At 67.6% G+C, this 24,805-nt stretch carries 15 protein-coding genes; 14 read left to right on the top strand and 1 reads right to left on the bottom strand.

Annotation, left to right across the window (positions count from 1 at the left end):
- Window positions 1-8: 8 nt before the first annotated feature.
- From ACQCVD_RS03050 to ppk2, 12 genes are all read left to right on the top strand, one after another.
- A complete protein-coding gene (locus ACQCVD_RS03050) occupies window positions 9-506 on the top strand; it encodes a hypothetical protein (RefSeq protein ID WP_426822227.1) in 498 nt (165 codons plus the stop codon).
- Between the two features lie 5 nt (window positions 507-511).
- Window positions 512-3,253 (top strand): vWA domain-containing protein, encoded by a 2,742-nt coding sequence (locus ACQCVD_RS03045; protein ID WP_426822226.1) that lies wholly within the window; start codon window positions 512-514, stop codon window positions 3,251-3,253.
- Window positions 3,254-3,348: 95 nt separating this feature from the next.
- A complete protein-coding gene (locus ACQCVD_RS03040) occupies window positions 3,349-6,954 on the top strand; it encodes a tubulin-like doman-containing protein (protein WP_426822225.1) in 3,606 nt (1,201 codons plus the stop codon).
- Window positions 6,954-9,755: a hypothetical protein gene (locus tag ACQCVD_RS03035; RefSeq protein WP_426822224.1), complete on the top strand. Its 2,802-nt coding sequence runs from the start codon at window positions 6,954-6,956 to the stop codon at window positions 9,753-9,755. The genes ACQCVD_RS03040 and ACQCVD_RS03035 overlap by 1 nt, the downstream gene beginning before the upstream one ends.
- The gene (locus ACQCVD_RS03030) at window positions 9,756-12,149 is read left to right on the top strand and encodes a hypothetical protein (RefSeq protein ID WP_426822223.1); all 2,394 of its coding nucleotides are present in this window, start codon (window positions 9,756-9,758) and stop codon (window positions 12,147-12,149) included. It begins immediately after the preceding gene.
- Entirely contained in the window at window positions 12,146-14,092 is a 1,947-nt protein-coding gene (locus ACQCVD_RS03025) for a hypothetical protein (protein ID WP_426822222.1), read from the top strand. Before ACQCVD_RS03030 ends, ACQCVD_RS03025 begins: the two co-directional genes overlap by 4 nt.
- Window positions 14,089-15,036, top strand: a complete 948-nt coding sequence (locus ACQCVD_RS03020; protein ID WP_426822221.1) for a hypothetical protein — start codon at window positions 14,089-14,091, stop codon at window positions 15,034-15,036. Before ACQCVD_RS03025 ends, ACQCVD_RS03020 begins: the two co-directional genes overlap by 4 nt.
- Window position 15,037: 1 nt before the next feature.
- Complete coding sequence (locus tag ACQCVD_RS03015; protein ID WP_426822220.1) at window positions 15,038-16,150, top strand: TRAFAC clade GTPase domain-containing protein; 1,113 nt, start codon at window positions 15,038-15,040, stop codon at window positions 16,148-16,150.
- A 43-nt stretch (window positions 16,151-16,193) separates the two neighbouring features.
- The gene (locus ACQCVD_RS03010) at window positions 16,194-16,493 is read left to right on the top strand and encodes a hypothetical protein (RefSeq protein WP_426822219.1); all 300 of its coding nucleotides are present in this window, start codon (window positions 16,194-16,196) and stop codon (window positions 16,491-16,493) included.
- 254 nt (window positions 16,494-16,747) lie between these two features.
- Window positions 16,748-18,388, top strand: a complete 1,641-nt coding sequence (gene groL, locus ACQCVD_RS03005) for a chaperonin GroEL (protein WP_426822218.1) — start codon at window positions 16,748-16,750, stop codon at window positions 18,386-18,388.
- A 741-nt stretch (window positions 18,389-19,129) separates the two neighbouring features.
- The gene (locus tag ACQCVD_RS03000) at window positions 19,130-19,426 is read left to right on the top strand and encodes a hypothetical protein (protein ID WP_426822217.1); all 297 of its coding nucleotides are present in this window, start codon (window positions 19,130-19,132) and stop codon (window positions 19,424-19,426) included.
- A 346-nt stretch (window positions 19,427-19,772) separates the two neighbouring features.
- A complete protein-coding gene (gene ppk2 / locus ACQCVD_RS02995) occupies window positions 19,773-20,672 on the top strand; it encodes a polyphosphate kinase 2 (RefSeq protein WP_426822216.1) in 900 nt (299 codons plus the stop codon).
- An 81-nt stretch (window positions 20,673-20,753) separates the two neighbouring features.
- On the opposite strand, the gene ACQCVD_RS02990 is transcribed toward ppk2, so the two are convergent.
- Window positions 20,754-21,992, bottom strand: coding sequence for a hypothetical protein (locus tag ACQCVD_RS02990; protein ID WP_426822215.1), 1,239 nt, complete (start codon window positions 21,990-21,992; stop codon window positions 20,754-20,756).
- 287 nt (window positions 21,993-22,279) lie between these two features.
- On the opposite strand from ACQCVD_RS02990, the gene ACQCVD_RS02985 reads away from it, so the two are divergent.
- Window positions 22,280-23,167, top strand: coding sequence for an SGNH/GDSL hydrolase family protein (locus ACQCVD_RS02985; protein WP_426822213.1), 888 nt, complete (start codon window positions 22,280-22,282; stop codon window positions 23,165-23,167).
- A 694-nt stretch (window positions 23,168-23,861) separates the two neighbouring features.
- A complete protein-coding gene (locus ACQCVD_RS02980; RefSeq protein WP_426822212.1) occupies window positions 23,862-24,797 on the top strand; it encodes an LLM class flavin-dependent oxidoreductase in 936 nt (311 codons plus the stop codon).
- The last annotated feature ends 8 nt before the right edge of the window (window positions 24,798-24,805 follow it).

Below are 24,805 nucleotides of genomic sequence, written 5' to 3'. Positions count from 1 at the left end.
TCCTCGATGTGATTCCGGAGCAGCTGATGTCCCACGGTTTTTCTCCCAATTCCGGAGGTTCGTACGGGTCGCCCGACGGTGGTTTCGCCAGCCCGAGCCAGCGGCCGGCCGGTGGACCGGGCGCGTCACCCGCCGGTTTCGGGGTGCCGTCGCCGGCCGGTGGTTCCGGGGCGCGCCGGACGACCTCCGCCCCGGTGCACTGTCTGATCCCCAGTCTGGTGCTGGCGGTGGTGGCGATCATCATCAACGCCTGGCTCACCTTCGGCCCCGCCACCGCCACCGAGGGGCTGTTCGCCGCACTGGCAGCTGTGGCGTGGGGGCTGGCGGGGGTGCTCGGGGTGACCGCGCTGAGCTGGTACTTCATCACCGACAATAAGCGCCGGGGTGCCGGGTTCTACACGGAGATCGGCTGGAAGAAACTCCTGTTCGCGATCACCGCCGCCGGGCTCATCATCGGTGTGGTCTGGTCCGCGATCGACTTCGCCCTGTGGGTGGGAAAGCTATGAGGAACATGACCGCAACCGTCCGCCGCCTGGCCGCCGTGGGCGGCACCGCCCTGCTGGGTGCATTGTTCGCCGTTCCGGCGGTGCTGGCGCAGCCGGCCCCGGGAGCCGAGGCACCCGCGGCCACCGGCAACCCCGGATTGGCGGACACCGGCGCCTGCATCGCCGACAAGGGGGCGCTCGACGTCATCGTCATGATCGATGAGACGGAGAGCCTGATCCACGAGGTCCGGGACGGCCGCGTCAACCCCGACGCCCCCGGGGCCGACGCCGAGCACCACCGCGTCCCCGCCGCCCAGAGCTTCGTCGACGAACTCCTGGCCAAGCAGCAGGACGAGGGGATCGACACCCGGGTCCGGATCGCCGGATTCGGGCAGGAGTACAAGTCCGGGGCCACGGATCCGGACAACTACGGTGACTGGGAGACCCTCTCTGACGATACGGTGGGCGACCTGCACGAACAGATCGCCGCCTTCGCGGACCGCACCTCCGAGCAGTACACCAACTATTCCGCGGCCCTCGACGGGGCCTACCGTGACTTCTCCCAGTCCGGCTCGGCCGATCCCTGTCGCATGCTGCTCACCTTCACCGACGGCGCCCTGACCGCTGCAGAAGGCGCCGAAGTGGCCGAGCAGGCGTTGTGTGCCCCCGGCGGCGGCACCGACCGGCTGCGCAACGCCGGCATCACCAACATCGGCATCGGGCTGTCCGCCCCGCGCAACCCCTCGGACTTCTCCCTGCTCCAGGGCATGACGGAAGGCGGCGGCGGTGGTGGACAGGACTGTGGGGTGGCACCGCCCCGCGGCGCCTTCTTCACAGCCGATAATGTCGGTGGTCTCTTCGCCGCGTTCCGGGAGGCTCTGGCCACCGGCGGCGAGGCGACCGGGGAGACCCGGGCCGCCGATCCCTTCACCTTCACCCTGGACAACTCCGTGGACTCCGTGCGCTTCACCGCCATCGCCAAGGATGATCTGGGTCCGAACGCCCACCTGGTCCTGACCGGGCCGGACGGCCAGAGCGTGGATCTGACGGACAGCGGTTCCGACTCCCTGAACTCGGCCGAGGTCAGCTGGGCGGCGGATTCCGATCCGGTGCAGAAGGCCGATGGTGAGCTGGTTCTGCAGGAGGGCGGCGACTGGTCCGGTGTGTGGTCCCTGCAGTTCGAGGACTATGACCCCGCCGCCGCCGACGGCCGCGTGTTCAACTCCGTGGAAATCCAGCCGGATCTGCAGGTCCAGTTCCGCGGTGGCGCCACCGAAGGCAGCGGTGGGCTGAACCTGCGCGATGACGAGCCCCTGACCGTCCAGCTCGTGGACCGCGACGGCAATCCCCGCGCGCTGGAGGGACAGGCCAGCCTGGACCTGGGCTTCACCGACGCAGACACCGGTGAGCAGCACCCGGTGGGGGAGGGCATCGACATCTCCTCCGGGCAGGCAGAGGTCCCGCTCGACATGATCGGTGAGTTGCCCGCCATCGGTACCCTCGAAGCCCAGACCCTCATCACCACCCAGGCCACCGACGACGCCCCGGGCACCCAGCTCAGCCCGATCCGCAACGCCACCCGGCTGACGCTGACGCAGCGGGACATGCCGCAGCTGCCCGGTGCCGTCACCTTCCGTGCGGAGGAGGAGACCGTCACGGTCGACGTCCCGGTCACCGGCCCCGGCCGGGTCTGGCTGCCCGCAGGCAGCCAGTTGGCGACCGAGAACCTGCCGGAAGGCGTCTCGGCGATCACCGCCACCAGCACCTTCGACAGCCCCGGCAACGCGCTCGAACTGGACAGCGATGAAGCCGGCACCCTGCCGGTCGAGCTGACCGTCGACGAACTGCGCGACGGATTGGTCCACGGCTCCCTCCCGGTGCACATCGCCAACCCCGAGGGAGCGAACGAGACCGCCGTGGACGTGCCCGCCGAGGGCACCCTGGCGGTACCGGTCAACACGACGACCTTCCTGCTCGCCGCTCTCGGTGCGATTCTGCTGGCCATCCTGATTCCCCTCGGCCTGCTGTACCTGATCCGGTACGTGACGGCGAAGTTCCCGAGGGAGTCCATGGGTGCGATCGCCCTCCCGGTGGAACTCACCGGCGGAGTGCTGACCTACCGCGGCCAGCCGCGACCGGAACTGGATCCACAGGAGATCTCCCGCAACCAGGTGCGGCACAATGACCGCCGCATCAACGTCAACGGCTACTCCGTCCGGGTCAAGAGCTTCTACTTCTGGCCCTTCGCCTCCCCGGTCGCGGTGGCGGAACAAGGCCCGTCGATCGCGAAGGACGGGCAGCTCAAGGAAAGGGCCAAGCTGCCCCTGGCCGTGCAGGGATCCTGGTTCCTGACCGCCCGCAACACCGATCCGGCTGAGATGGATCTGGTGGTCATTCCACGGATACCCGTGGACCCGGCCCACCTGGCGGAGCTGAACGCCGACATCCTGAACACCGCCCCCGACCTGGCCCGCGAGCTGGCTGATCAGCTGGAGAACCAGGATTCAGCGGCTGGTGGCCGGAAGTTCGGACGTGCCGCCGCCCCGGACACCGGGGCAGACACCACCAGACGGCAGGATCCACAACCCCCGACCCCGGGTTTCGGTTCGGGCGGCAGCTCTGGTGGCGGTTTCGGTTCCGGTGGTAGCTCTGGTGGCGGTTTCGGTTCCGGTGGTAGCTCTGGTGGCGGTTTCGGTTCCGGTGGTAGTTCCGGTGGCGGTTTCGGTTCCGGTGGTAGTTCCGGTGGCGGCTTCGGCTCGAACACTTAGCCTGGGTGGTTAAGCAGAGCCGGACCCCGGGCAACGGCTTCGGTCCACACGATCAGCGCAGTACACGTTTCAGCGAATAGTTAAAGGAAAACACCATGCACAAAGTCCTCGTCGTAGGTTGCGGCGGATCCGGAGCCAAGACTCTGGCGTACATGATGGACCAGCTGAAGACCACGCTGGCGGAACGACTCCCGGATCGCTATGACAGCCCCAAGGATGTGGAACTGCCACGTGCCTGGCAGTTCGTCTCCGTGGACGTGCCCACCGTGCCGGAACGGCCCGGCCCCAACCTGGCCAACGTGCCGGAGGCCGGTGGCCGCTACATCTCCTGCGGCTCCGCGGACCGCTACCTGACCGTCGACACGGCGGTCTCCAACCAGTTGGCCACCCGCCGGGAACTCGGCACGATCTCCAGCTGGGCGCTGGCCAACCCAGCCTCGGAGACCACCCCCATCTCGGCCGGTGCCGGCCAGTACCGCTCGATCGGACGCATGCTGATCCTGAGTAAGCTCCAGGAGATCCAGCAGGAGCTGCGCAAGTCCTGGGACGTGCTCTACAGCGGTGACACCGAGCGTGAACTCGCTGACCTGCGCTCCGCGCTCTACGGTCGTACCGTCTACAGCGGTGACAGTGCCAAGGAACAGCCCCTGGTCTTCGTCGTCTCCTCGATGGCCGGCGGTGCCGGTGCCTCCATGGCGATCGACATCTGTCGCCTGCTCACCGGGTTGGAGGGCAACGCGGTTTCCCTGAACTCGCTGTTCATGGTGACCCCGGACATCTTCTCCCAGCTCTCGGCGGATGCCGTCGCCGGCGCCAACCCCAACGCGCTGGCCATGTTCGCCGAACTGGCCGCCGCGCAGCTGGGTTCCGCCACCGAGGAGGACCGCCGCCTGTTCAACGCCCTCGGCGTGCCCGTGGGTGATGACTCCATTCCGGTGGGACGCATCTTCCCCGTCGGCGTGCGTTCCGGCGAGAACGGTGCGTTGCTGGGCGACGGCAAGCCCAACACCGTCTACCGGGCACTCGGTCGTGGCCTGGCCGCGCTGATGTCGGATGAGGTCTCCCTGGAAAACTTCCGGGCCTTCACCCTCGGAAACAAGGGCGGCGCCGGCGCCGACCAGAGCAAATACGCGTGGGGCGCCCAGGAGTCCAAGAACGTGCCCTGGGGCACCTACGGCTACGCGCAGCTGTCCATGGGACGCGACCGCTACGCTGAGTACGCCGCCCAGCGACTGGCCCGGAGCGCGGTCGAACGTCTGCTCCACGGCCACTACGACCCCACCGACGAATCTCCGGGGGACGTGCAGATCCGGCGTCGTCTGGAGCAGCACGCCGGCAGCATCGCGAGCCGCACCATCGACTTCCTGCCGCCGCACCAGGACTTCGACAAATGGATCTACGACAGCTTCGCCGAGGTCATCGAAACCTGGACCCGGCACATGCAACAGCTGATCCAGGACCAGGTTCCGCAGGCCCAGGGTAAGAAGGGCAGTGACTGGTCGCTGGAGGTCACCGCCGCGCTCCGGGAGTGCAGCCGCCAGATCGACGCCGACGCCAAGAGCGACCTCTACAAGGGGGTCAACGCCTGGGCCGGGCCTGATGGCATCCAGGGACGCCTGCTGGAACTGTTGCGTGAGGAGATCGCCAAGTACGGCGTGCCCTACGGCACCGCCCTGCTCGGCAAGCTCCGCAGCGACCTCGAGGTCACCACGATCCGCCAGCTCGGTGCTTACGCCGCCGGGCAGCCGGCGCAGGGGGTCGGCCTCACCGACGCCATCCGTGGCGACCTCGAGGGCTCCAAGGGAAGAATCGACGATTCCTCCCAGTGGGTCCGCAGCATCGTCAACGACAGTGGCCACCAGATCCGGACCCGCGCGGTCAGTTTCATCGCCCAGCGGATGGCCGCGGCACTGGAGGACTTCCTGCGCAACTTCATCGCCCCGCTGGAGCGGACCATGCAGGTCCAGCACGAGGATCTGGAGAAGTTCAGCCAGCTGACCAACGACGCCAACCTCGGCGTCGCCCAGCTCAAGACCGATGTGCCGGCCCTGTGGCCGGATGAGTCCCAGCACGAGGTGCCCAAGCGCTTCAGCCAGGCCGCGAACGAGGTCTTCCTCACCGAGGTGGACACCTTCGTCGACCAGTTCGTCTCCGACATCATCCAGTCCGCGCGCACCCAGGAGGACCAGGACTTCGACTACAAGTCCGCTCTGCGGGAATCCTCGCAGCGGGTGATCAGCGGCGAGTGGGAGTCCCTCTCCGGCGCCGAGAGCGCGCCGCGGGACCTGCTCAGCCTGTTGGAGGTCTGGGTGCCCCGTGACCTGGCCCGCGATCCCGAAAGCGGCACCACCCGTGACCCGCGGCCGGCCCGTTTCGGGTTCCACATCAGCACCGAGGACGTGTTGGAGCGCGCCCGGCAGTACATCCGGCGCCCGGGCTTTTCCTTCCAGCAGTTCATCTCCAGCTCGCTGCGTGAATTCGTCACCGCGGCAGGACTGTCGGACCATGAGCGCCGCGAGCGTCGGCAGCAGGTGCTCAGCAAGTTCAGCGAGGCCATGACCTACGCCCTGCCGCTGGCCCAGATCAACCCGCAGCTGGTGCGCGCCCTCTACGGCGATGAGGTGCGCTACAACTTCAACTTCTCCCGCATTCCCTTCGGCGGTGATGAACTGGGCGGCATGCTGGAGCAGGCGGTGCGCGACTATCCCAACCACCGCCCGGCGGACCAGACCCAGCCGCTCGGTAACGCCCTGGTCAACCAGGGGGAGGAGCGTTCCATCGACGTCTTCGGCTCCTACCCGAACTACGCGCCGATCGTGTTCGATTCGCTGCTGCCGCCCATCGAGAAGCAGTGGCGGCAGACCACCGGCACCCGCGCGGAGTTCTGGCACGGCCGCCGCACCCGGCCGCTGTCGGCCGCGCTGCCGATGACCGACGTCGAACGCCGCGCCATGGTCAAGGGCTGGTACATCGGCCGGCTGATTGGCACGGTGTTCTTCCCCGGCACCCTGGATACCGGGGACATGACCCCGGTGCAGATCTTCGATGAGTCTGCGGAACGTTGGATCAACTTCGACACCCCGATGCTCACCCCGGTCTCCCGGTTCCGGGCCACGCTGGACTGGTTGCCCAACCTGCTGGAATCGGCGTCGCTGGCGTGGGCCCGGGCCGGGCAGCACCCGCTGTTCGAGTCCGTCAAACCCTATATTCTGCTGCGCCAGCTCTGGGACGCCGAGCCGAGCCCCTCCCTGCCCGGCCGCACCACCCGCGGGCAGCGGCTGCTGCACGAGTGGCTCTACGACGGCCACCGCCAGTCCGGTGAGGTCCACATGATCCCCGGCACCGGTCCGGAGGCCACCCCGGAGCAGCGGGCGGCGGAGGCCAAGGCCTTCCTGGAACGGCAGAACCAGATCGCCCAGGCCTACGTGCCCAGCTCCAAGCTGGGGGCAGGCAAGTTGTTCACCACCGCCGAACGGCCCTACGCCGACATCACCGACCGCCAGCTGGCCGCCCAGGTGCCGGTCTTCGCGGACATCGCCGAAGACGTGGTGGAGGCCACCAGCCGCCTCGCCGAGATCCTCGACGAGTGTCTGAAGCTCGGGCCGCCCCAGGCCGCACCCACCGGCATGCCCACCTCCGGTTTCCACCCCGGCCCCAGCTCCCCGGGCTCCTCCTCGCTGCCGGGGGCCGGTGAATTCTGATGTCCTCGCCAGCAGCGCAGCCCACCGGGCTGGATGACACGCTGACCGTCTTCCTCGGCCGTGGCCGGTTGTCGCAGGGGATCCGTCAGACCCTGGAGGACTTCACCGCCACCGGTCTGATCCGGGACCTGGTGTGGGTGGACGCCGATTCCTTCCGCTCCTCCTCGGCCCCGGTGACCCACCTGAGGGTGTCCGCGGACGGGCACCCGGAGATCACCCGGGAGCCCTTCAACGTCCTGATCGCCCGCTCCGGAGCGGATCAGCTCAACCTCGGCGTCCTCAACATCGTGGGCGGGCCGGACAGCCAGATCGGGCACGCGGAACTGGCCACCCTCACCGAAGCGGTGGACGCTGTGGGATCCTTCCGAAACACCCACCGGACGAACCTCATCATCACCGCCGTGGGTGCCCCGCTGGACGGGGATCTGCCGGTCCTGAGCGGCTACGTCAACCTGATGCTCGCCCCGGAAGACAGCCCCGGCCCGGAGTCGGCGACCGTGCCCTACCACTTCGATCAGGTGGACAACCGGTTCACGCTGCACTGCGTGGCGGGCATCGCCAGCCTCTTCGGGATCTGGGAGGGCAGCACGTCGGCACCCGTGGCAGGGTTGTCCTCCACCAGCGGCTCCAGTTTCCGGCTGGTGCGCGCCTTCTACCGGCGCGTCGACGGCCAGGGGGTGCAGGCCCGGCTCAAGGAGCGGATCCTGGACACCACCCGCAACCCGCTGCCGCGGCTGGACCGCCCGGGTCAGAACGTCACCGCCGACTACACCGAACACCCGGGGAGCTTCGCCGCCGACGCGGCCGAGGAACTGCTCGGGGAATTCAACGCCCGGCTGCTGGGGGAGACCGCCACGGCCTACTCGGAGAAGACCGAGCGGACCACCTCGCGCAGTGCCCTGGGAGAATTCTTCGGCACGTGGGCGAAGAACATGGTGGGCACCCCGAAACGCTTCTGGCGGAGCCTGCGGGCGGGGTCGGGGGACTTCGTCGACGACACCGTCCAGTCCGCGCTCTACGGGGAAACCGGCTCGCGGACCCGGGTCGGTGGCGTAGCCGACCGGGACGATTCCGGAGCGGCGGACTCCCCGTTCGGCCGGGCGGGCCGGCACTCCTACGCCGAGCAGGCGGCCGCTGAACTACAGCAGGTGTGGTCCTCCTACGCCAACACCGCGATGAGCCTGCTGGACGCTTATCCCCGCATGGTGGGGGAGCAGACCTCGGAGACCCGCCTGCCCGGAGTGGTCAGTTCGGCGTCCCCCGGACGCGTCCAGGTCGCCCGCAGCGCGGAGGACGTCATCCCGGGCCCCGGCACCAACTTCGGTGCGGAGCTGCCGGTGGAGGTCAAGGCGCTGGCCGGCGGGGCGGAAGTGGCCCCCTATGACCTGCGGGGCGCGGTCGACTATGAGCAGCGGCTGTCCCGGCAGGCCCAGGACCAGCAGCGCGACATCGGCCGGGTGCTCGGCGATTTCAAACAGTGGCGGGAGCACCACTCCGGCAGTTTCGCGCACCACGTCGCCCGCGGTCTGCACCACCGCCTGGAGGAGCAGCGGCAACGGGACTCGAGCCTGAGCGATGAGATCACCCGACTACGCGCGCGTGAGCCGCGCGCCGGGGCCTCGACGGTCTGGGCCGGGGTCTTCCGCTGGCTCGGCTGGGTCGCGTTCTGGTCGCTCGCGGTCTTCCTGGTCCTGTGGAGCGTCTTCCACCTCCGCGGCGGAGACAGCCCCGCCGGTCCCGATCGCTGGATCCAGCATCTCAACGACGCCCCGGGGGAGACCAGGGCCTGGTTCTTCGGCACCTGGTTCGGCATCTGGCTGGCGATGTGGGTTCTGCAGGTCGTGTTCGAGACGGTCCAGCAGATCCGCCTGCGGCACCGGCGCCGCACCATCGTGGACCGCCTGAGCGCGGCCGAGGAGAACCAGCGCCAGGCCCGCCGCGCCATCACCCGCCTGGAGGTCGGCTACCAGCAGTTCCTCTCCGTCTCCCAGATCATCGGCACGTTGCTGGAGCGTCCCTTCGGTACCGTCAGTCAGGAGCGGGTGGACGCCACGATCCCGACGAACACCATGCCGGACTCCGTGGTCTTCGCTGAGGCCAACCCCGATGATGTGGTGGTCGACGAGCTGGCGCAGCGGTTCCGCCGGGACCTCTACCGCGCGGGATGGCTGGACACCTACGTCTTCGGCGCCGTCAACGAGGCGGCGGCGGAGTACTCCGCCCGCACCGGCAGCACCACCGACCCGAACCAGGTGTTCGGCACCGGCGGCAGCGGCACCGGCGGAGCGCTCGCCCGTTTCGCCGACTACGTCAGCAGCCCGGATTTCCGCTCCCGGGACCGCAGCCGCGGGGAGTGGGCGGAGATCACCCGCCACCTGGGTGGTTACGCCCGGCGCGACGATGCCGGGGTGCTCAGCCCACTCATGACCTACCGCGGCGGGGAGCGCTTCAGCGCGCCGCACCGCCTGCCGCTGGCGCACTCGGTCGCCGTTGGTTCCTTCAACGGCGAGATCGCCACCGAACTGGGGCGGGTCGACGGCGTGCTTGAGCTCGCTCCTGAATTCTGCAGCCACGCCCGCCACCCCAACACCTTCGACGCGATCGGCGTCAGCGAGGTCCTGGTTCAGGTCGGCGAGTCCGCCACCCAGAAGGACGTGGCCTTCCGCGGCGCGCAGCGCGCGCCCTTGAGCGCCGAAACCATCAGCAACATGCCGGTCACCGAGGATGCGCAGCCGCAATCCGACTGGGTGCAGCCGGCCCCGCAGCCGAAACACCAGCTGCCCGGAATGGGGGAGTTCTAAGTGACCTCTGAATTACAGGTGCTGGGTGCCTTCCGCACCTGGCGCGACGTCGCCCGCACCATCCACTCGGTCGATGCCTTACCCACCGATCAGGAGTTGATCGCCGCGGCCCAGGACCACACGGAACTGGATCCGGGGGGCCGTTTCCCGGCCCTGCTGGTGTGGGCCTCGGCGCTCAAGCGCGTGCGGGCCTTCGTGATGATCGGCAACGAGGCCGCCATCGCCAACCCGCGGGACGAGTCGCTCTATCAACCGGATCTGGGTACGTCACCGTCACAACCGGCCGCCGCCGGGCACCACTACGCCGAGTTCGAGGACGTCGTTTCCCCCACGGACACCGAGATCCCGGTCCGGGCCCCGGCGGCGCGGGCGGAGGCGTGGGAGGATGAGCCGGCCACCGTACCGGCGGCTGAGCCGACAGTCGAACCACCCGCCGACACCGCGCCTGCCCCTACCCCCGTCCCCGAACCGGAACCCATGGCGTCGGAACCCACGGAACCGGAACCCACGGAGCCGGAGCCCTCGGAATCGGAGCCGACGGCGCCGGACACCGCTGAGCCGGACACCGCGGCGTCGGAACCCGCGGACATCCCGGTTGAGACGGCCCCCGTGCAGGGCGGCCGACGACGTCGGGCGCGGCACGCCACCGATGAGATCGACCATGATCTCCGGGACTTCGAGAGCCATGAATTCCGGCGCCTGGACCCCTTCGCCGACGCCGCCCCCCTCCCCGGAGCGGAATTCCGTGTCCAACCGACCAGCACCGGTGGGCTGGAGCTGCAGTGGCAGGTCCCGGCTGCGGCGGCCGGCGTCGTCCGGCTGTACCGCGTGGTCAGTGACGAGGTCGAGTTCGAACAGGACCCGGAGGAGGGCGAGCCGCGGGCGGTGACCGTGGGCACCCGCTGGGTGGACGATGACGAGATGACCACCGCGCTGCGGATGTACCAGGTGTGGATGCACGAGGGCACCTCGGAAACCGCGGCGCTGCGCGGGGAACCGCAGCTGGTGGGCGAGCAGTTCTTCATCCGGCCCATCGAGAACATCGACCTGTCCGTGGCCGGTTCCGTGATCAAGGGGCAGTGGGCGCCGGAGAAGCACACGCACCGCGTGGCCGTCTACGCCGTGCCCGCCACCGAGCGGCGCACCATGCGGCGCCAGAATGAGATCGCCACCAGTGAGCAGAACCTGCAGGGCTTCCGCTTCACCCCGACCTACCGCGGGGTGACGTACAAGTTCGTCGCGCAGCGTTTCGTGCGCATCCACGGCCAGCAGGTCGCCTCCCGGCCCTCCCAGGAATTCGAGGTGCATGTCCCGGCCGAGATCATCGCCGTGCCGATCACGGTCGGGGAACGCTCCGACGGCTTCGACACCCGCTTCGACGTCAGCTGGGAGCAGCCGAGCTCCGGGGAGGTGCGGATCTACCGCACGCAGCAGGCCCCGGTCGACGGGCTGGAGGACCGGGTGATCGAGGAGAACCAGCTGGAGAGCTTCGGGTTGTCCCGTCGGGACTGGGCCAATGACCTCCGGCAGGGGGAGAACTCCTGCCAGGTGGAGTGGCCGGAGGACTGGTACTCGGTGTTCATCACCCCGGTCTCCGTGGTCGGTGCCCAGGCCCGGGTCGGGCGGGCGCACTCCCGGGTCCGGGTGGGCGAGATCAGCAACGCCCGTCTGCACGAGCGGGTGAACAACCAGCTGGTGACCTTCGGCTGGCCGCAGGAGGCCCACGAGATCACCGCCGTGTTCGGGGATCCGGGCAGTGGCCACCAGTTGCGCCCTACGGCGGAAGGACCCGGCTCGAACATCGCGTCGATCTACCGGCAGGCCTATGAGGAGGAGGGCGGCATGCGGATCCGGCTGCGCGCGGCCGGGGACATCGCCCTGTTCCCTTCCCGGGTCTACGAGGGCCGGCAGATCTGGGGCACCCCGGTCATCCTGCACTATGACGGCCTGCGGCGGCTGCATTATCAGCTGGACGAGCACCAGGGACGGATCATGCTGTCCATCTTCAGTGAGTGGGAGAGCAACGGGCACCACCACTTCACGCTGCGGCTGCAGACCGGCCGGTTGCCCCTGGAGCCGGAGGACGGCGCGGAGGTGCGCACCCGCAAGTGGAGCGGTCACGCTCCGGCGGACCCCGCCTTCGGTCCCGGAGTCAACGCCAGCGTGCTCGGGGGCCGGCAGCTGCCGGTGGTCGAGCAGTGGGAGCTGGATCCGGCGGTGCTCACGGCCCCCGCGAACAGCTACCTGCGCCTGTTCACCCGGGAGCAGCACCGGCCGGGACAGCCGGAGATCGCGCTGATCGACCCGAACCCGGCGCTGCTGGAACTGGACAACTGGATCCGGCTGCTGAACCCGGGGACCGGTGCCACCGGTGACGGACAGGAGTTGGAGTGACGGGAACGGCGAAGCGGTGGGCACACGTCACCTACGCCTCCTTCCGCAACATCGACGGCCGCGGCGGCTGGCACGCCGGCCCCTCGACGGGTGCGGACCAGGCCGATCAGCAGCTGGTGGGCGAGTACGCACCCACCAGCCTGGCACCCACCGCCACCTTCGACGACTTCATCGGCGCCGCGGAGATCGACGCCCTGCCACGCCGCTTCGAGTACGTCCCACTGCCGGACCGTGGTCTGTTCCTGCAGTCCGTGCCGGCCGGCAAGGATGCCACCGGTCGGCCCGGCAACGTGTTCACCCACGCCGTGGTCGATCATGACCCGGCCGGGCCCCTGGCCGCGGGCTACCCGATCAACCTCTACCGCTCCCCGGACCTGCTGACCCCGTTCCGGGCGGCCTCGGTCAACGCGGTGCAGCTGGATACGGACCTGGCCGAACCCGCGCCGGGTCCGCTCGCGGACCTGGACGTGGCCTGGATGATGGTGCGTGACATGCTGGGGGACCGCCGCCGGGCCCTGTACCGGCTGCAGGACGTGCTGCAGCGCGGCGAACAGCTGGCGGTGCTGATCCTCGACAACACGAATGAGGCCTGTTATTGGCTCCAGGCCCTGTCGGCCACACTCACTCCCGGCGAGGCCCGCCGCCTGCTGCGCTTTTCCACCTTCGACCGGGCGGCCACCATGCCGCACATGGCGCCTGCCCCGGGCAGCTATCCCGTGACGGTGGTGCCCGTCCGGGACCGGGCGGCGGTGGCCCGCCGGACGGACTGCGCCGTCATTGACCCGGCCGACGAGACCACGTGGGCGGACAGTCCGGCCGGTACCTGGGCGCAGCTGACCGTCGCCGTGTACGGTGCCGGGCACTCCCCGCGGATGCTGGTGGACCTGCTCGCCGACTGCGAACCCGGCGGCGCTGGAGACCAGCTTCCGCGCCCCGGTGACGGTCTGGCCCGGCTGGTGCAGACTCATCCCCGGCTGGTGCCGGCAGACGGGTCCGAGCTCGCCGAACAGCAGCTGAGTGGAGAGCACCGCCGCGGTCCGGCCGTCGGCCAGGACCTGGACGTCCTGCGCCGGGTCATCGACCATCCCCAGCTTGCGGCCGCCGGCGGGAAGTGGCCGGTGCTCCGGGAAAACCAGCTGCCGGATGCGGAGTACCGCCAGCTGGTCGACGCCGCCCTGGGCACGCTGCCCCGGCTGGCAACGGCCAGCCCGGCGGAACTGATCGCCTACCTGGACTTTCTCCTGCACACCCGGCTGCTGCAGCGCAGCCAGATCCGTCACACCGCCTTCCGGGACCGGTTCAGCCGCTTCCCGGCGCTGGCGGACTGGCGCAGCACCGATCTGCCGGCCGGAGCCCATCCCCAGCTGCAGACCCTGCTGGAACTGGCGGAGCAGGACCGGATCTCCCAGCAGCGCAGCCGCGCCGACGCCGAACGGACGCTGCGCCAGCTGCGCCAGGCCAACAGCACGGCGGCCATCCAGGCCTGGCTGGGACAGGACCGGGCGGGGCAGAAGCTGCACCGTCTGCTGGCTGAGGAGGTCCTCGAGCACAGCACCCAGAACTACGCGCTGGATCTGCTGCGCGTGTACTACACCGTGGTGCTGCGCAGCCAGGCGGAGCCGGTGCTCACCGGCGACCGGGCCCGGGAGACGGAACTGACCGGCCAGCTGACCGACCTGGCCGTACGGGCGGTGCGCCGGGCGCTGGAGCACGGCAGCGACGACCGGGAGCACTACGTCTCCTTCGGCCGCAACATCGTCCGCCGGGACTATGACCGCACCTTCCCCGACACCGCGGCCCGCAGCCAGGTCCGGTCGCAGCTGGCCGGGCACCAGCGGCGTGCGGACCTGCCCTTCGAACGCGATGTCACCGAGATCTTCCTCGCCGTGGCCAGGGGCATCCTGGCAGAGTTAGAGGACAGGCGAAAGGACCCCCAGCAATGAACGTCATCCGACTGACCTCCGGGCAGTACCACGACATCGCCGGCGCCGGTTTCACCGGTCGGCTGACCATCGGGTTGACCGGGGACCTCGACTTCGAGGTGGAGACCCCCGGCATGGAGTCGCACCGCCGGGCGAACCGGGTGGCCATCCGCAACCCGGAGCACGACACCGAGATCACCGTTCTGCCGGGCTACGGCCACACCCAGTTCCCGACCGGCACGAAACTCTTCGTCGCCCTTGACTACGACAGCGCCGGGGGCACCGCCCACCACGTGGAACTGCCCACCTTCGAGGTCGGCGGGCTGCGCTCCTTCCCCGTGGCCGCGGTGCTGCCCCGGGCGGGCACGGTGCGGTTCATCGCGGCGGAGGCCAACAGCGACAGCATCCTCGACGCCGGCTCTGCCGGGGTGCGCTCCGCGTTGCGCAGCTCGATCGACCGCGACAGCCTGCCCGAGGGTCGGCGCCGCGACGTCACGGTGCTGCTCGACGTCTCCGCCTCCATGCAGGCGAGCACCTCACCGGAGGCCTTCGACGCGATCTGCGCCTTCGCCGCCGGGGTGCTGGCGACGGCCTCGGGGGACCGGGTGCTGCGGCTGGCCACCAGCAGCAGCGCGATCCCCATGCAGCGGCTCGACGGGGTGGAGGACGTCCGGCAGCTGAGCTCACGGGAGTTCCCGCGCCGGGAGGTGGGCTGGAGCATGGATTTTGCCCGCCTGGATCCGGCGGATGCGCTGGTGGTCGTCTCCGATGACATGCCAGCGGAGGTGATGCGGCACGGTGGGGCGGTCCATCTGCTCACCGCCCGCGAACCGGTGGCCCCCTCCAGGCTGAGCCACACCATCTTTGACCAGCACCTGATCGCGGCCGTGCGCGACCAGGATGCGGCGGCCCTCGCGGTGCCGTCCAGAATCATGTTCGACACGTTGACCAGGGGAGAGAACTGACATGACCACGCCTGATTTTTCCGGGAAGCTGCCGACCCGCTGCCCCTACACCTTCCGGGTCATGGACCCGCAGGCCAGCGTTTCTCCTTTCCTGCCCGCCCAGGACCAGGAGGACTACCCGCTGCCGGAGGGTTGGCAGGGTTCCGGCACCGTCACCTTCGCCATGGCCGGGGCACGGTCCTCTGGCAAGAGCCTCTACATCGCGGTGATCATCAAACTGCTGAAGAAGCTGGTCATCGCCAATCACGGCACCTTCCGCCACGCCGATGAGCACACCCGCCGCACCTACAGCGAGAAATACGAGAAGCCGCTGTTCGAACGCATGGGCCTGCTGCCGCCGACCCCGCCGGCGTCGTCCACCGACGCCCACCAGAACCGGCCGCTGATCTTCGACGTCGGGATGCACAACCGGGACGGCGACCTGCAGAAGATCTTCGTGGTCTTCCGGGACGTGGCGGGTGAGGACCTGAAGGAGGAGAACTTCGAGGAACGCCAGGATGAGCTGGACTTCTTCCGCTACGCCGACCGCATCATCTTCCTCTTCGACCCGATGGCGGTACCCCGGATCCGACAGCTGCTGGCCGGTTCAGTGCCCACCCACGAGGTCGGGGACGATGATCCCACCGCGGTGCTGCAGAACGTGCTGCGAGTACTGGGCACGGAGGCCCGGCCACCGATCGCGTTGTGTCTGTCGAAGTTCGACACCATGCAGCAGTTGGCCGAGGTCAACCAGAACCACTACTACTATGCCGGTGCCAATGCCGTGAACTGGCAGCGGGTGATGAGCAACTACGGCGCGACCTTCCGCCGTGAGAGCACCCTGCTGGGACAGCCCTTCGACACCGAGAGCAGCTATCTGCTGCACCTGGAGGTCCAGTCCCTGCTCAAGTGCCTGGATGCCACCCAACTGCTGAACCAGCTGGCCGTGCCGCTGTTCGGCACCGACAGCTACCCCTACCACTGCTACGCGGTCTCTGCGCTGGGCGCTCCACCCGAGGGCGACCGGATCAGCCGCATCGGCATCGCACCCTTCCGGTGCATGGACCCGCTGCGCCAGACGTTCGCGGAAGTCGGGCTGTTCAACGGCACCGCCACCGGCCCGGCGCTGGTGTGAGTGTCCGCCCCGTTCACCCCGCACCGAGAGGATGAGTTTCGCCATGACCAACCCTGATCCGCGTCCCGGCCCCCAGGGCGGGTTCGCCAAGCCCGAGTTCACCCTGCCCGGCGGCCCGGCCCCGCAACGAGGCGGACCGGCGGTCAGCCAGCATCTCGCGGCCGCGCACGGCAGCGCGGCCGACGTCGTTGAGGAGGGCGAGGAGCGCGACGTCCAGCGCCGCCGCGCCAACCGGGAACGGCGCGGCAAGATCCTGCTCGCCGCCGCCACCGCCCTGGCCGCGATCCTGGTGATCGTGGCGCTCATGGTGTGGCTGTGGTCCACGGATGTGTTCGTGACCTAGGCAAACCCGGTGGCTGCGATCGTGCGGGGAGGGGCAGGTTGGTGAGCACCGGAAAGTCCGGAAATCTTGCACTCGGGGTGTTCGAGTGCTAAAACGGAGGCTGGCACTTGAAGTATTTGAGTGCCAGATGAAAACCACGGAAACCGAGCGGGTGAGGTTGGTTCACACTCACCGACCGTGCCGTCGCGGGCGCCTGCTTGAAGCTCAGACGTGAGTGTCGTCTCTCGCAACACTTAAATCAAGGAGCACAACACATGGCAAAGATGATTGCCTTCGATGAAGAGGCACGTCGCGGCCTGGAGAAGGGTCTGAACACCCTGGCCGACGCTGTCAAGGTCACCCTGGGCCCCAAGGGCCGTAACGTCGTCCTGGAGAAGTCCTGGGGCGCCCCGACCATCACCAACGACGGCGTCTCCATCGCGCGTGAGATCGAGCTGGAGGACCCCTACGAAAAGATCGGCGCTGAGCTGGTCAAGGAGGTCGCCAAGAAGACCGACGACGTCGCCGGCGACGGCACCACCACGGCGACCGTGCTCGCCCAGTCCCTGGTCAAGGAGGGCCTGCGCAACGTCGCGGCCGGCTCCAACCCGATGGGCATCAAGCGCGGCATCGAGGCAGCCGTCAAGGCTGTGACCGAGCAGCTGTTCGCCGCCGCCAAGGAGGTCGAGACCGAGGAGCAGATCGCCGCCACCGCCGGCATCTCCGCCGCGGACCCGGCCATCGGCGCCCAGATCGCCAAGGCCATGTACGCCGTGGGCAACGGCAAGGCCAACAAGGACTCGGTCATCACCGTCGAGGAGTCCAACACCTTCGGCGTCGACCTCGAGGTCACCGAGGGCATGCGCTTCGACAAGGGCTACATCTCCGCCTACTTCGCCACCGACATGGAGCGCCAGGAGGCCGTGCTGGAGGATCCCTACATCCTCTTCGTCTCCGCCAAGATCTCCAACATCAAGGATCTGCTCCCGCTGCTGGAGAAGGTCATGCAGTCCGGCAAGCCGCTGCTGATCGTCGCCGAGGACGTCGAGGGCGAGGCCCTGTCCACCCTCGTGGTCAACAAGATCCGCGGCACCTTCAAGTCCGTGGCCGTCAAGGCACCGGGCTTCGGGGACCGCCGCAAGGCACAGCTGCAGGACATGGCCATCCTCACCGGTGGCCAGGTCATCTCCGAGGAGGTCGGCCTGTCCCTGGAGACCGCCGACCTGCCGCTGCTGGGCCAGGCCCGCAAGGTCGTCGTGACCAAGGACGAGACCACCATCGTCCAGGGCTCCGGCACCTCCGAGCAGATCGAGGGCCGGGTCAAGCAGATCCGGGCCGAGATCGAGAACTCCGATTCCGACTACGACCGCGAGAAGCTGCAGGAGCGCCTGGCCAAGCTGGCCGGCGGCGTCGCAGTGCTCAAGGTCGGCGCGGCCACCGAGGTCGAGCTCAAGGAGCGCAAGCACCGCATCGAGGACGCCGTCCGTAACGCCAAGGCTGCTGTGGAGGAGGGCATCGTCGCCGGCGGTGGCGTCGCCCTGCTGCAGGCCGCCAAGGCCCTGGACTCCCTGGAGCTGACCGGTGACCAGGCCACCGGCGTCAAGATCGTCCGCGAGGCCCTGTCCGCGCCGCTGAAGCAGATCGCCTACAACGCCGGCCTCGAGCCGGGCGTGGTTGCCGACAAGGTCTCCGGCCTGCCGGAGGGGGAGGGCCTCAACGCCGCCACCGGCGAGTACGAGGACCTGATGGCCGCCGGCATCAACGATCCGGTCAAGGTCACCCGCTCTGCGCTGCAGAACGCCGCCTCTATCGCGGCGCTGTTCCTGACCACTGAGGCTGTCGTCGCCGACAAGCCGCAGCCGGCTGGCGCCGCTATGCCGGGCGCCGATGAGATGGGCGGCATGGGCGGCTTCTAAGCCCGCTCCCGCGCCCGCTGAGCGGGCTGTCGGACATCTCCCGGCACCGCCGCCCAGGCTCCACTTCAGAGCCTGGGCGGCGGTGTTTTCGCTTCTACCGGGGCCCGGGCGGGTTGGGGGAATGTCGGGGTTTATGCCCGAAAGGTAAGACTTATGGTAACCAGTGTGATAGTTTTTCTCAGAAAGCTATTACGGTTGCAGTGGTCCCCTCAGTAAATGGGAGCTGGCCCGGTTGCGCTTGACGGCTCAGCACGGAAGGTGACGGCCGTGCCGCGGCTTTTTGCCGTTGTCCGGATTGAGCCTGGCAGGGGGTGCAGTGGCGCTATTCGGGCACCCCTTTAGGTGTCACCTTTTCGGGTTATGGTTTGCTGGGTGGGTCTGCATCTGCGGGGCTGTGGGATGGATTCTCCCCTGGATGGGGGTAGAAACTGGGCGATGGTATCACCGGCTGGCGCTGTTATCGGAAGCTGGCGGAATTCGTTACGACGTTACCGAACCTTTCATTTCTCATTAATGAAAGCCGCTGAAAAATCCCCAGTCAGGGCACCCTTTCCTGTTGTTGAGTGACGGAAAGGTTAATTCAGAGTGACCGAACCGGCAGCTCAGAGTGCTCACAGTTGTTGCCCAGAAGCGCTTGACGCGATACCGAAATGTGACAGAATGAAGCGCGTGACGCCCTGAGGGGTGTCAGCAACCTGGACGTTCACCGGCATTTGCTGGTTCCTCTCAAGGAGTATTTCTATGAACCTCGACTTCATCTCTGAGCAGTTCGACACTTTCGCCACCTTCTTCGGCGCCATCGAGGACATCTTCGACGGCATCCAGGAGCTCTTCGGTGCCGAGGGCAACACTGACGGCGGCACCCTGAACAACCTGTCCTCCTACTTCGATGACGCTCCGGCTGACGGCACTGAGACCGGCGACACCGATGTTGAGGCCGGCTCCTCCTTCGAGGGCTCCTCCAACGACAACGCCGACGCTGAGGCCGGCTCCTCCATCGACGGTTCCTCCAACGATGAGGCTGAGGACGCACAGTAGTCTTCCCGCTTCGCCCGGTCCTCTGAATACCCGGGCGCTGCATCCTTCCCTTTCCTTTCAATTTCTTCCAAGGAGTAAATCATGGCCGAACTTTCTTCCGTCGGTGGTCTTCTGATCGATGTTGTGGCCCCGGTGGTCGACATCATCAGCGGTATCTTCACCCTGCTCAGCCTCGCCTAAGCAGAATCCCTTCAGCTGAGCACTGCTCAGTAAGAGGTGTGAAAACTCCGGCTCCGGCCGGAGTTTTCGTCTTTTCTGCTGCCCCGGGGTCCGCCCAGGGAATCTGCTGGGTGAACTCGGGTAGTTTCGCCGAGCCAATTTCGTGGGGTTAAGTAGAATTGTCGGCATGGCTGACCACAATGACGATGAACTTCCCATCATCGATCTCGCACAGACTGAGGGCTACGTCGTCGACGACACCGATGAAGATGATCCGGTACTGCTTCGTCCGGACGGATCTTCGATCGAGACGTGGCGGGAGAACTATCCGTACGATGAACGGATGTCGCGCGAGGAGTATGACCACATCAAGCGCGCCCTGCAGATTGAACTCCTGAAGTTCCAGAACTGGACCAAGGAAACCGGTCAGCGCCACATCATTCTCTTCGAGGGGCGGGACGCGGCCGGTAAGGGGGGCACCATCAAGCGCTTCAACGAGCACCTGAACCCTCGTGGCGCCCGCACGGTCGCGCTGGAGAAGCCGAGCCCGCGGGAATCCACCTCGTGGTACTTTCAGCGCTATATCGAGCATTTTCCGTCCGCTGGTGAGATCGTCTTCTTCGACCGCTCCTGGTACAACCGCTCCGGCGTGGAGCGTGTGATGGGCTTCTGCACCGAATCCCAGCACGCGGAATTCCTGCGTGAGGTCCCCATGCTGGAGAACATGCTGCTCGGCTCTGGGATCTCCCTGACCAAGTTCTGGTTCTCCGTCACCCGTAAGGAGCAGCGGACCCGGTTCGCCATCCGGCAGGTGGATCCGGTGCGCCAGTGGAAGCTCTCGCCGATGGACCTGGCGTCCCTGGACAAGTGGGATGACTACACCCGGGCCAAGGAAGAGCAGTTCCGCTACACCGACACGGATGAGTCCCCGTGGGTCACCATCAAGTCGAATGACAAGAAGCGGGCCCGCATCAACGCCATGCGCTATATCCTCAATAAGTTCGAGTACACCGAGAAGGACCACGAGGTGGTCGGTAAACCGGACCCGAAGATCGTGATGCGCGGCATCGATCAGATCGGGGACTAGAAAACTCAGACGTCTCCCATGGTCAGCAGAAGGCCCTGCACCCCGTGACTGGTGTGCAGGGCCCTGGCCGTTCCGGGGTGGTTACCGGCGGCCAACCGGTTCTCCGGACAGCCGGACCGATTCACCGGTAGGGGAGCCGTCGGCTGGTCCGACCAGCAGATCCGCCGCCCTGGCACTCCGGTACCACTGCACGGCGATGACCGTGGTGGCGAGCATCAGTATGTTTCGCACCGTCAGGGCCGCCACCGGGCCGAGGGCGGGCCGGTCGGCGATGAAGTCATCGAAGGCGAGCGGAAAAACGTAGGTGCTCAAGGCGGCGCTCAGGAGGAGCAGCACGCCGATCGAGGGAAGCTGCCAATGGTTGCGCAGCTGCGCACGGGCATCTCCGCGGTGGGTGCCGCGGGGAACGTCGAGAGCGAGCATCACGGCCACCAGGGGAGCGACCCACATCAGATACTGCGGCGAGAATACCTTGGCGGTGACCACGATCAGCAGTGCCAGGACCAGCCAGTAGGCGCGGGCCGTGGCGGGGGCCGGTTCGCCGGTGACCAGGAAACACCGGGCGGTCTCCCAGAGTCCGAACGCGGCGACCAGCAGGGTCAGCCCGGTGGTCACCAGCAGGGCGGCGACGACTCCGGTGCCGAACACCTCGAAGCTCTGGGAGTCCGCGTACTCGATGTTCCAGTGACTGTGGAACCGGGCCAGCCAGACGAAGGGGGTGGCCAGCACGGTCTCTGACTGCAGGCCACGGTCGGTCTGGTACTGCAGCGGTGAGATCACCCGCCACCAGCCGGAAGTTGCTGCCGTGATCAGCGCCAGCACCACAAGGGAACCGCCCCACCAGGCCAGTCGCCGCCAGGTGCCGCGGGAGCGCCAGTGGCCGACGAGCCCGGTGGCCAGGGCGAGCGGCCAGAGTTTCACGGCCGTGGCGACACCCAGGAGGGCAGCGGCTAGCCGCTGGTTCCGGCTGATCCAAATAGCCGCGGTGGCCACGAGCAGCCCCGGGAGGAGATCTAGCCGGGTGACAAATATCGGGCCGAGCAGGAGGCCGAAGGACAACCAGAACCCGTAGGCTACCCAGGCGCGCTGGCGGACGAGCCACCAGCAGAACGCGGCGTCGAGAAGCAGGCAGAAGCCGGCGAAGCCGATGACGAAGGAGCGCTCGTCGGCGGTGAGTTCCCCGATCAGCCGCAGGGGCCATACGGAGACATCCGGATACTCGATCAGGGCGCGTTGGCCGGCGGCCTCATCGCGTAGGCCGGCGGCGTAGTACTTGACGTCTCCCAGGGACTCCTCCTGCCGGAGAGCGAAAAGAAGCAACAGGATTCTGCTGGTTACCCATGAAAAGACCGGGACGACGCGGATGAGAGCTCTGGGCACGCGCCTGATCTTACTCGCGGCACAGCCCCAGTAAAGATGCAGGAAAGAAACACGACGGTGGATACGCCCCAGGTTCCCTGATCGTCTGATTTTTCTGTTACCAGTGTGACTTATGTGATTAATGATACGATTTGGATAAGAAAAACAATCGTAGACAGACATCGGAGCATAGCCGCTGTTAAGGTGCCTCTCCGAAGAATTCTTGTGCCCTCACGAAAGGAACGCGCGTGTCCACTTCCCGGAAAATCAAAGGCAGGATGATCGCGGCGGGTGCCGCGGCGGCGCTCATGCTGGCTGGCGTACTTGCTACCCCGTTTGCCCCGGAGGCACATGCCCAGACCGGCCGCGCCTATGTGGCGATGGGGGATTCCTTCCCCGCCAACCCGGACATCCCGGAGCAGCTGCAGGGGCTGATCGCCGGCGACTGCGTCCAGCGTTCCGACGCCTACCCGGACCTCATCGGGGCGGAAGCCTACGGCGGCAACTACGTCAACCTGGCCTGCAACGGCACGACCCTGACCGGCGCTGCCGGCCCCGGCATCATCCACAACATGAATACCGCCCACGCTCGTGGCGAGATCGGTCCAGCCACCCAGCTGGTGACCATCACCGCTGGCGCTGCGGAGGGGTGGAACCCCGCCGCTCCGGGCGGCCGTGACTTCGGGTTCCTCGACGGCGCGAACTACGTGACCCCGCAGTCCTGGACTGACCGCATGGGCCCGGTGGTTGACCGCATCCACGAAATCGCCCCCAACGCCCGGGTCATGGTCGTCGGCTACCCGGAAGTCGGCAACGGGCAGGGTGCGATCTGCCTGCTGAACCTCAGCGGTGGCATGAATTCCAGCAGCGGTCCGGGCAACCTGCCGTTGGCGGTACCGACCCCCTTCGAGCACTACATCGACAAGATCAACGGTCTGGCAGCTTCCCACCAGCACCTCGGCTATGAATACGTGAACACCGACCAGCCAGGCACGGGCAGCTGTGCCGCTCCCGACAATCAGTGGGTGCGTTCGATCATCGACATCCCGGGGGCGGGCGATGGCATCCGCATGCCGGTGCACCCGACCGCGATCGGTGACCGCGGCGTCGCTGACATCGTGCAGTCCCGGATCTAAACAGCTTCCGGCGGACATCGCCCGGTTACCTGCCAGCGTGAATGCTGGCAGGTAACCGGGCGATTCTTTCCTGAGTGCGCAGCTGCGCACAGGTTCTGCGCACGGCCTCCTGCTCATGCCGGAGAAGCCTGTACTGGTAGTCGGTTTCGGCATCGCCCAGCAGTTGAATCACAAATCTCTGTGCGCAGCTGCGCACAAAATCCCTGCGCACAAAATCCCTGCGCACTAATCCCTGCGCACGGACCCCTGTGCACGCCGGGAGCAGATGTGACAGGCAGCGGTTGGAACGCCGCCAACCAGCGGAATGACAAATCCAGCTGCGCAGCTGCGCACAGGTTCTGCGCACGGCCTCCTGCTCATGCCGGAGAAGCCAGTAGTGGTAGTCGGTTTCGGCATCGCCCAGCAGTTGAATCACAAATCTCTGTGCGCAGCTGCGCACAAAATCCCTGCGCACTAATCCCTGCGCACGGACCTCTGTGCACGCCGGGAGCAGATGTGACAGGCAGCGGTTGGAACGCCGCCAACCAGCAGAATGACAAATCCGGCTGCGCAGCTGCGCACAAATCCCGCGCACGCCGTTCCGGTGCCGGGACGAGGAGGACCGCCCCAACCAGCGCCACGGCTGCGCAGCTGCGCACTCCATGGCCGCTGATCGTTAACGTGGGGGAAAAGTTCCGAGCAGAAAGACTCCACCGTGTCCCGTAACCTTCCGCTCTCAGTCATCGATTTCGCCACCATCTACCCCGGGCAGAGTGCGCATGAGGCCATCGCCTCGTCCACCCGGCTGGCCCAGCGCGCCGAAGAACTGGGATTCTCGCGCATCTGGTACGCGGAGCACCACAACTCGGAGACCCGCGCCTCCTCCGTCCCCGCGCTGCTGATTGCGCACATCGGTGCGCAGACAAACTCGATCCGGCTCGGGGCCGGTGGCGTGATGCTGCCCAACCATGCGCCGTACTCCGTCGCGGAGCAGTTCGGCACGCTTGCGGAGATGTACCCGGGCCGAATCGACCTGGGGCTCGGCCGTGCGCCGGGCACGGACGCGCAGACGGCGGGGCGCGCGTTGCGACGCCCCTTCGACGCCGCCGAGCGCTTCCCGGAGGACGTCGTCGAGCTGTACCACTACCTCAGGGGAACCTCGCGGATCCCGGGCGTGCAGGCGTTCCCCGGGGCGGGCACGAACGTGCCGATCTACATCCTGGGTTCCTCGATGTACGGGGCCTCGCTGGCGGCACAGCTGGGCCTGCCGTACGCGTACGCCTCCCAGTTCGCACCGGATCACCTGGAGTCGGCGGTGACCTTCTACCGCGAGCACTTCCAGCCCTCGGCGGAACTCGCGGCACCCCACGTGTTCGCCGGGGTCAACGTCGTGGCCGCCGCCACCGGGACGGCGGCAGCGGAGAAATACGAGCAGGTCTTCGCCAAGCGGGCGAAACGCCAGGGGCGCCGCGCCGCGAAGACACTGCACTTCACCGGGCAGGGGACCGGGGAACAGGCGGCCGCCTACGTGGCGGACTTCGCCGTCCACGCCCGGGCCGATGAGCTGCTCATCAACTTCGAGGGCGCCACCCCGGATCAGGCGCTGGAGTCGATGGAGCTCTTCGCCGCCGCCTGGGAACTGGGGCGGTAGCCGGCCTC

The sequence above is a fragment of the Corynebacterium halotolerans genome, assembly GCF_050107895.1.
GTDB lineage: Bacteria > Actinomycetota > Actinomycetes > Mycobacteriales > Mycobacteriaceae > Corynebacterium > Corynebacterium halotolerans_B.
The sequence above is the reverse complement of the archived record's forward strand: the minus strand, read 5'-3'. Positions and strand labels throughout refer to the sequence as shown.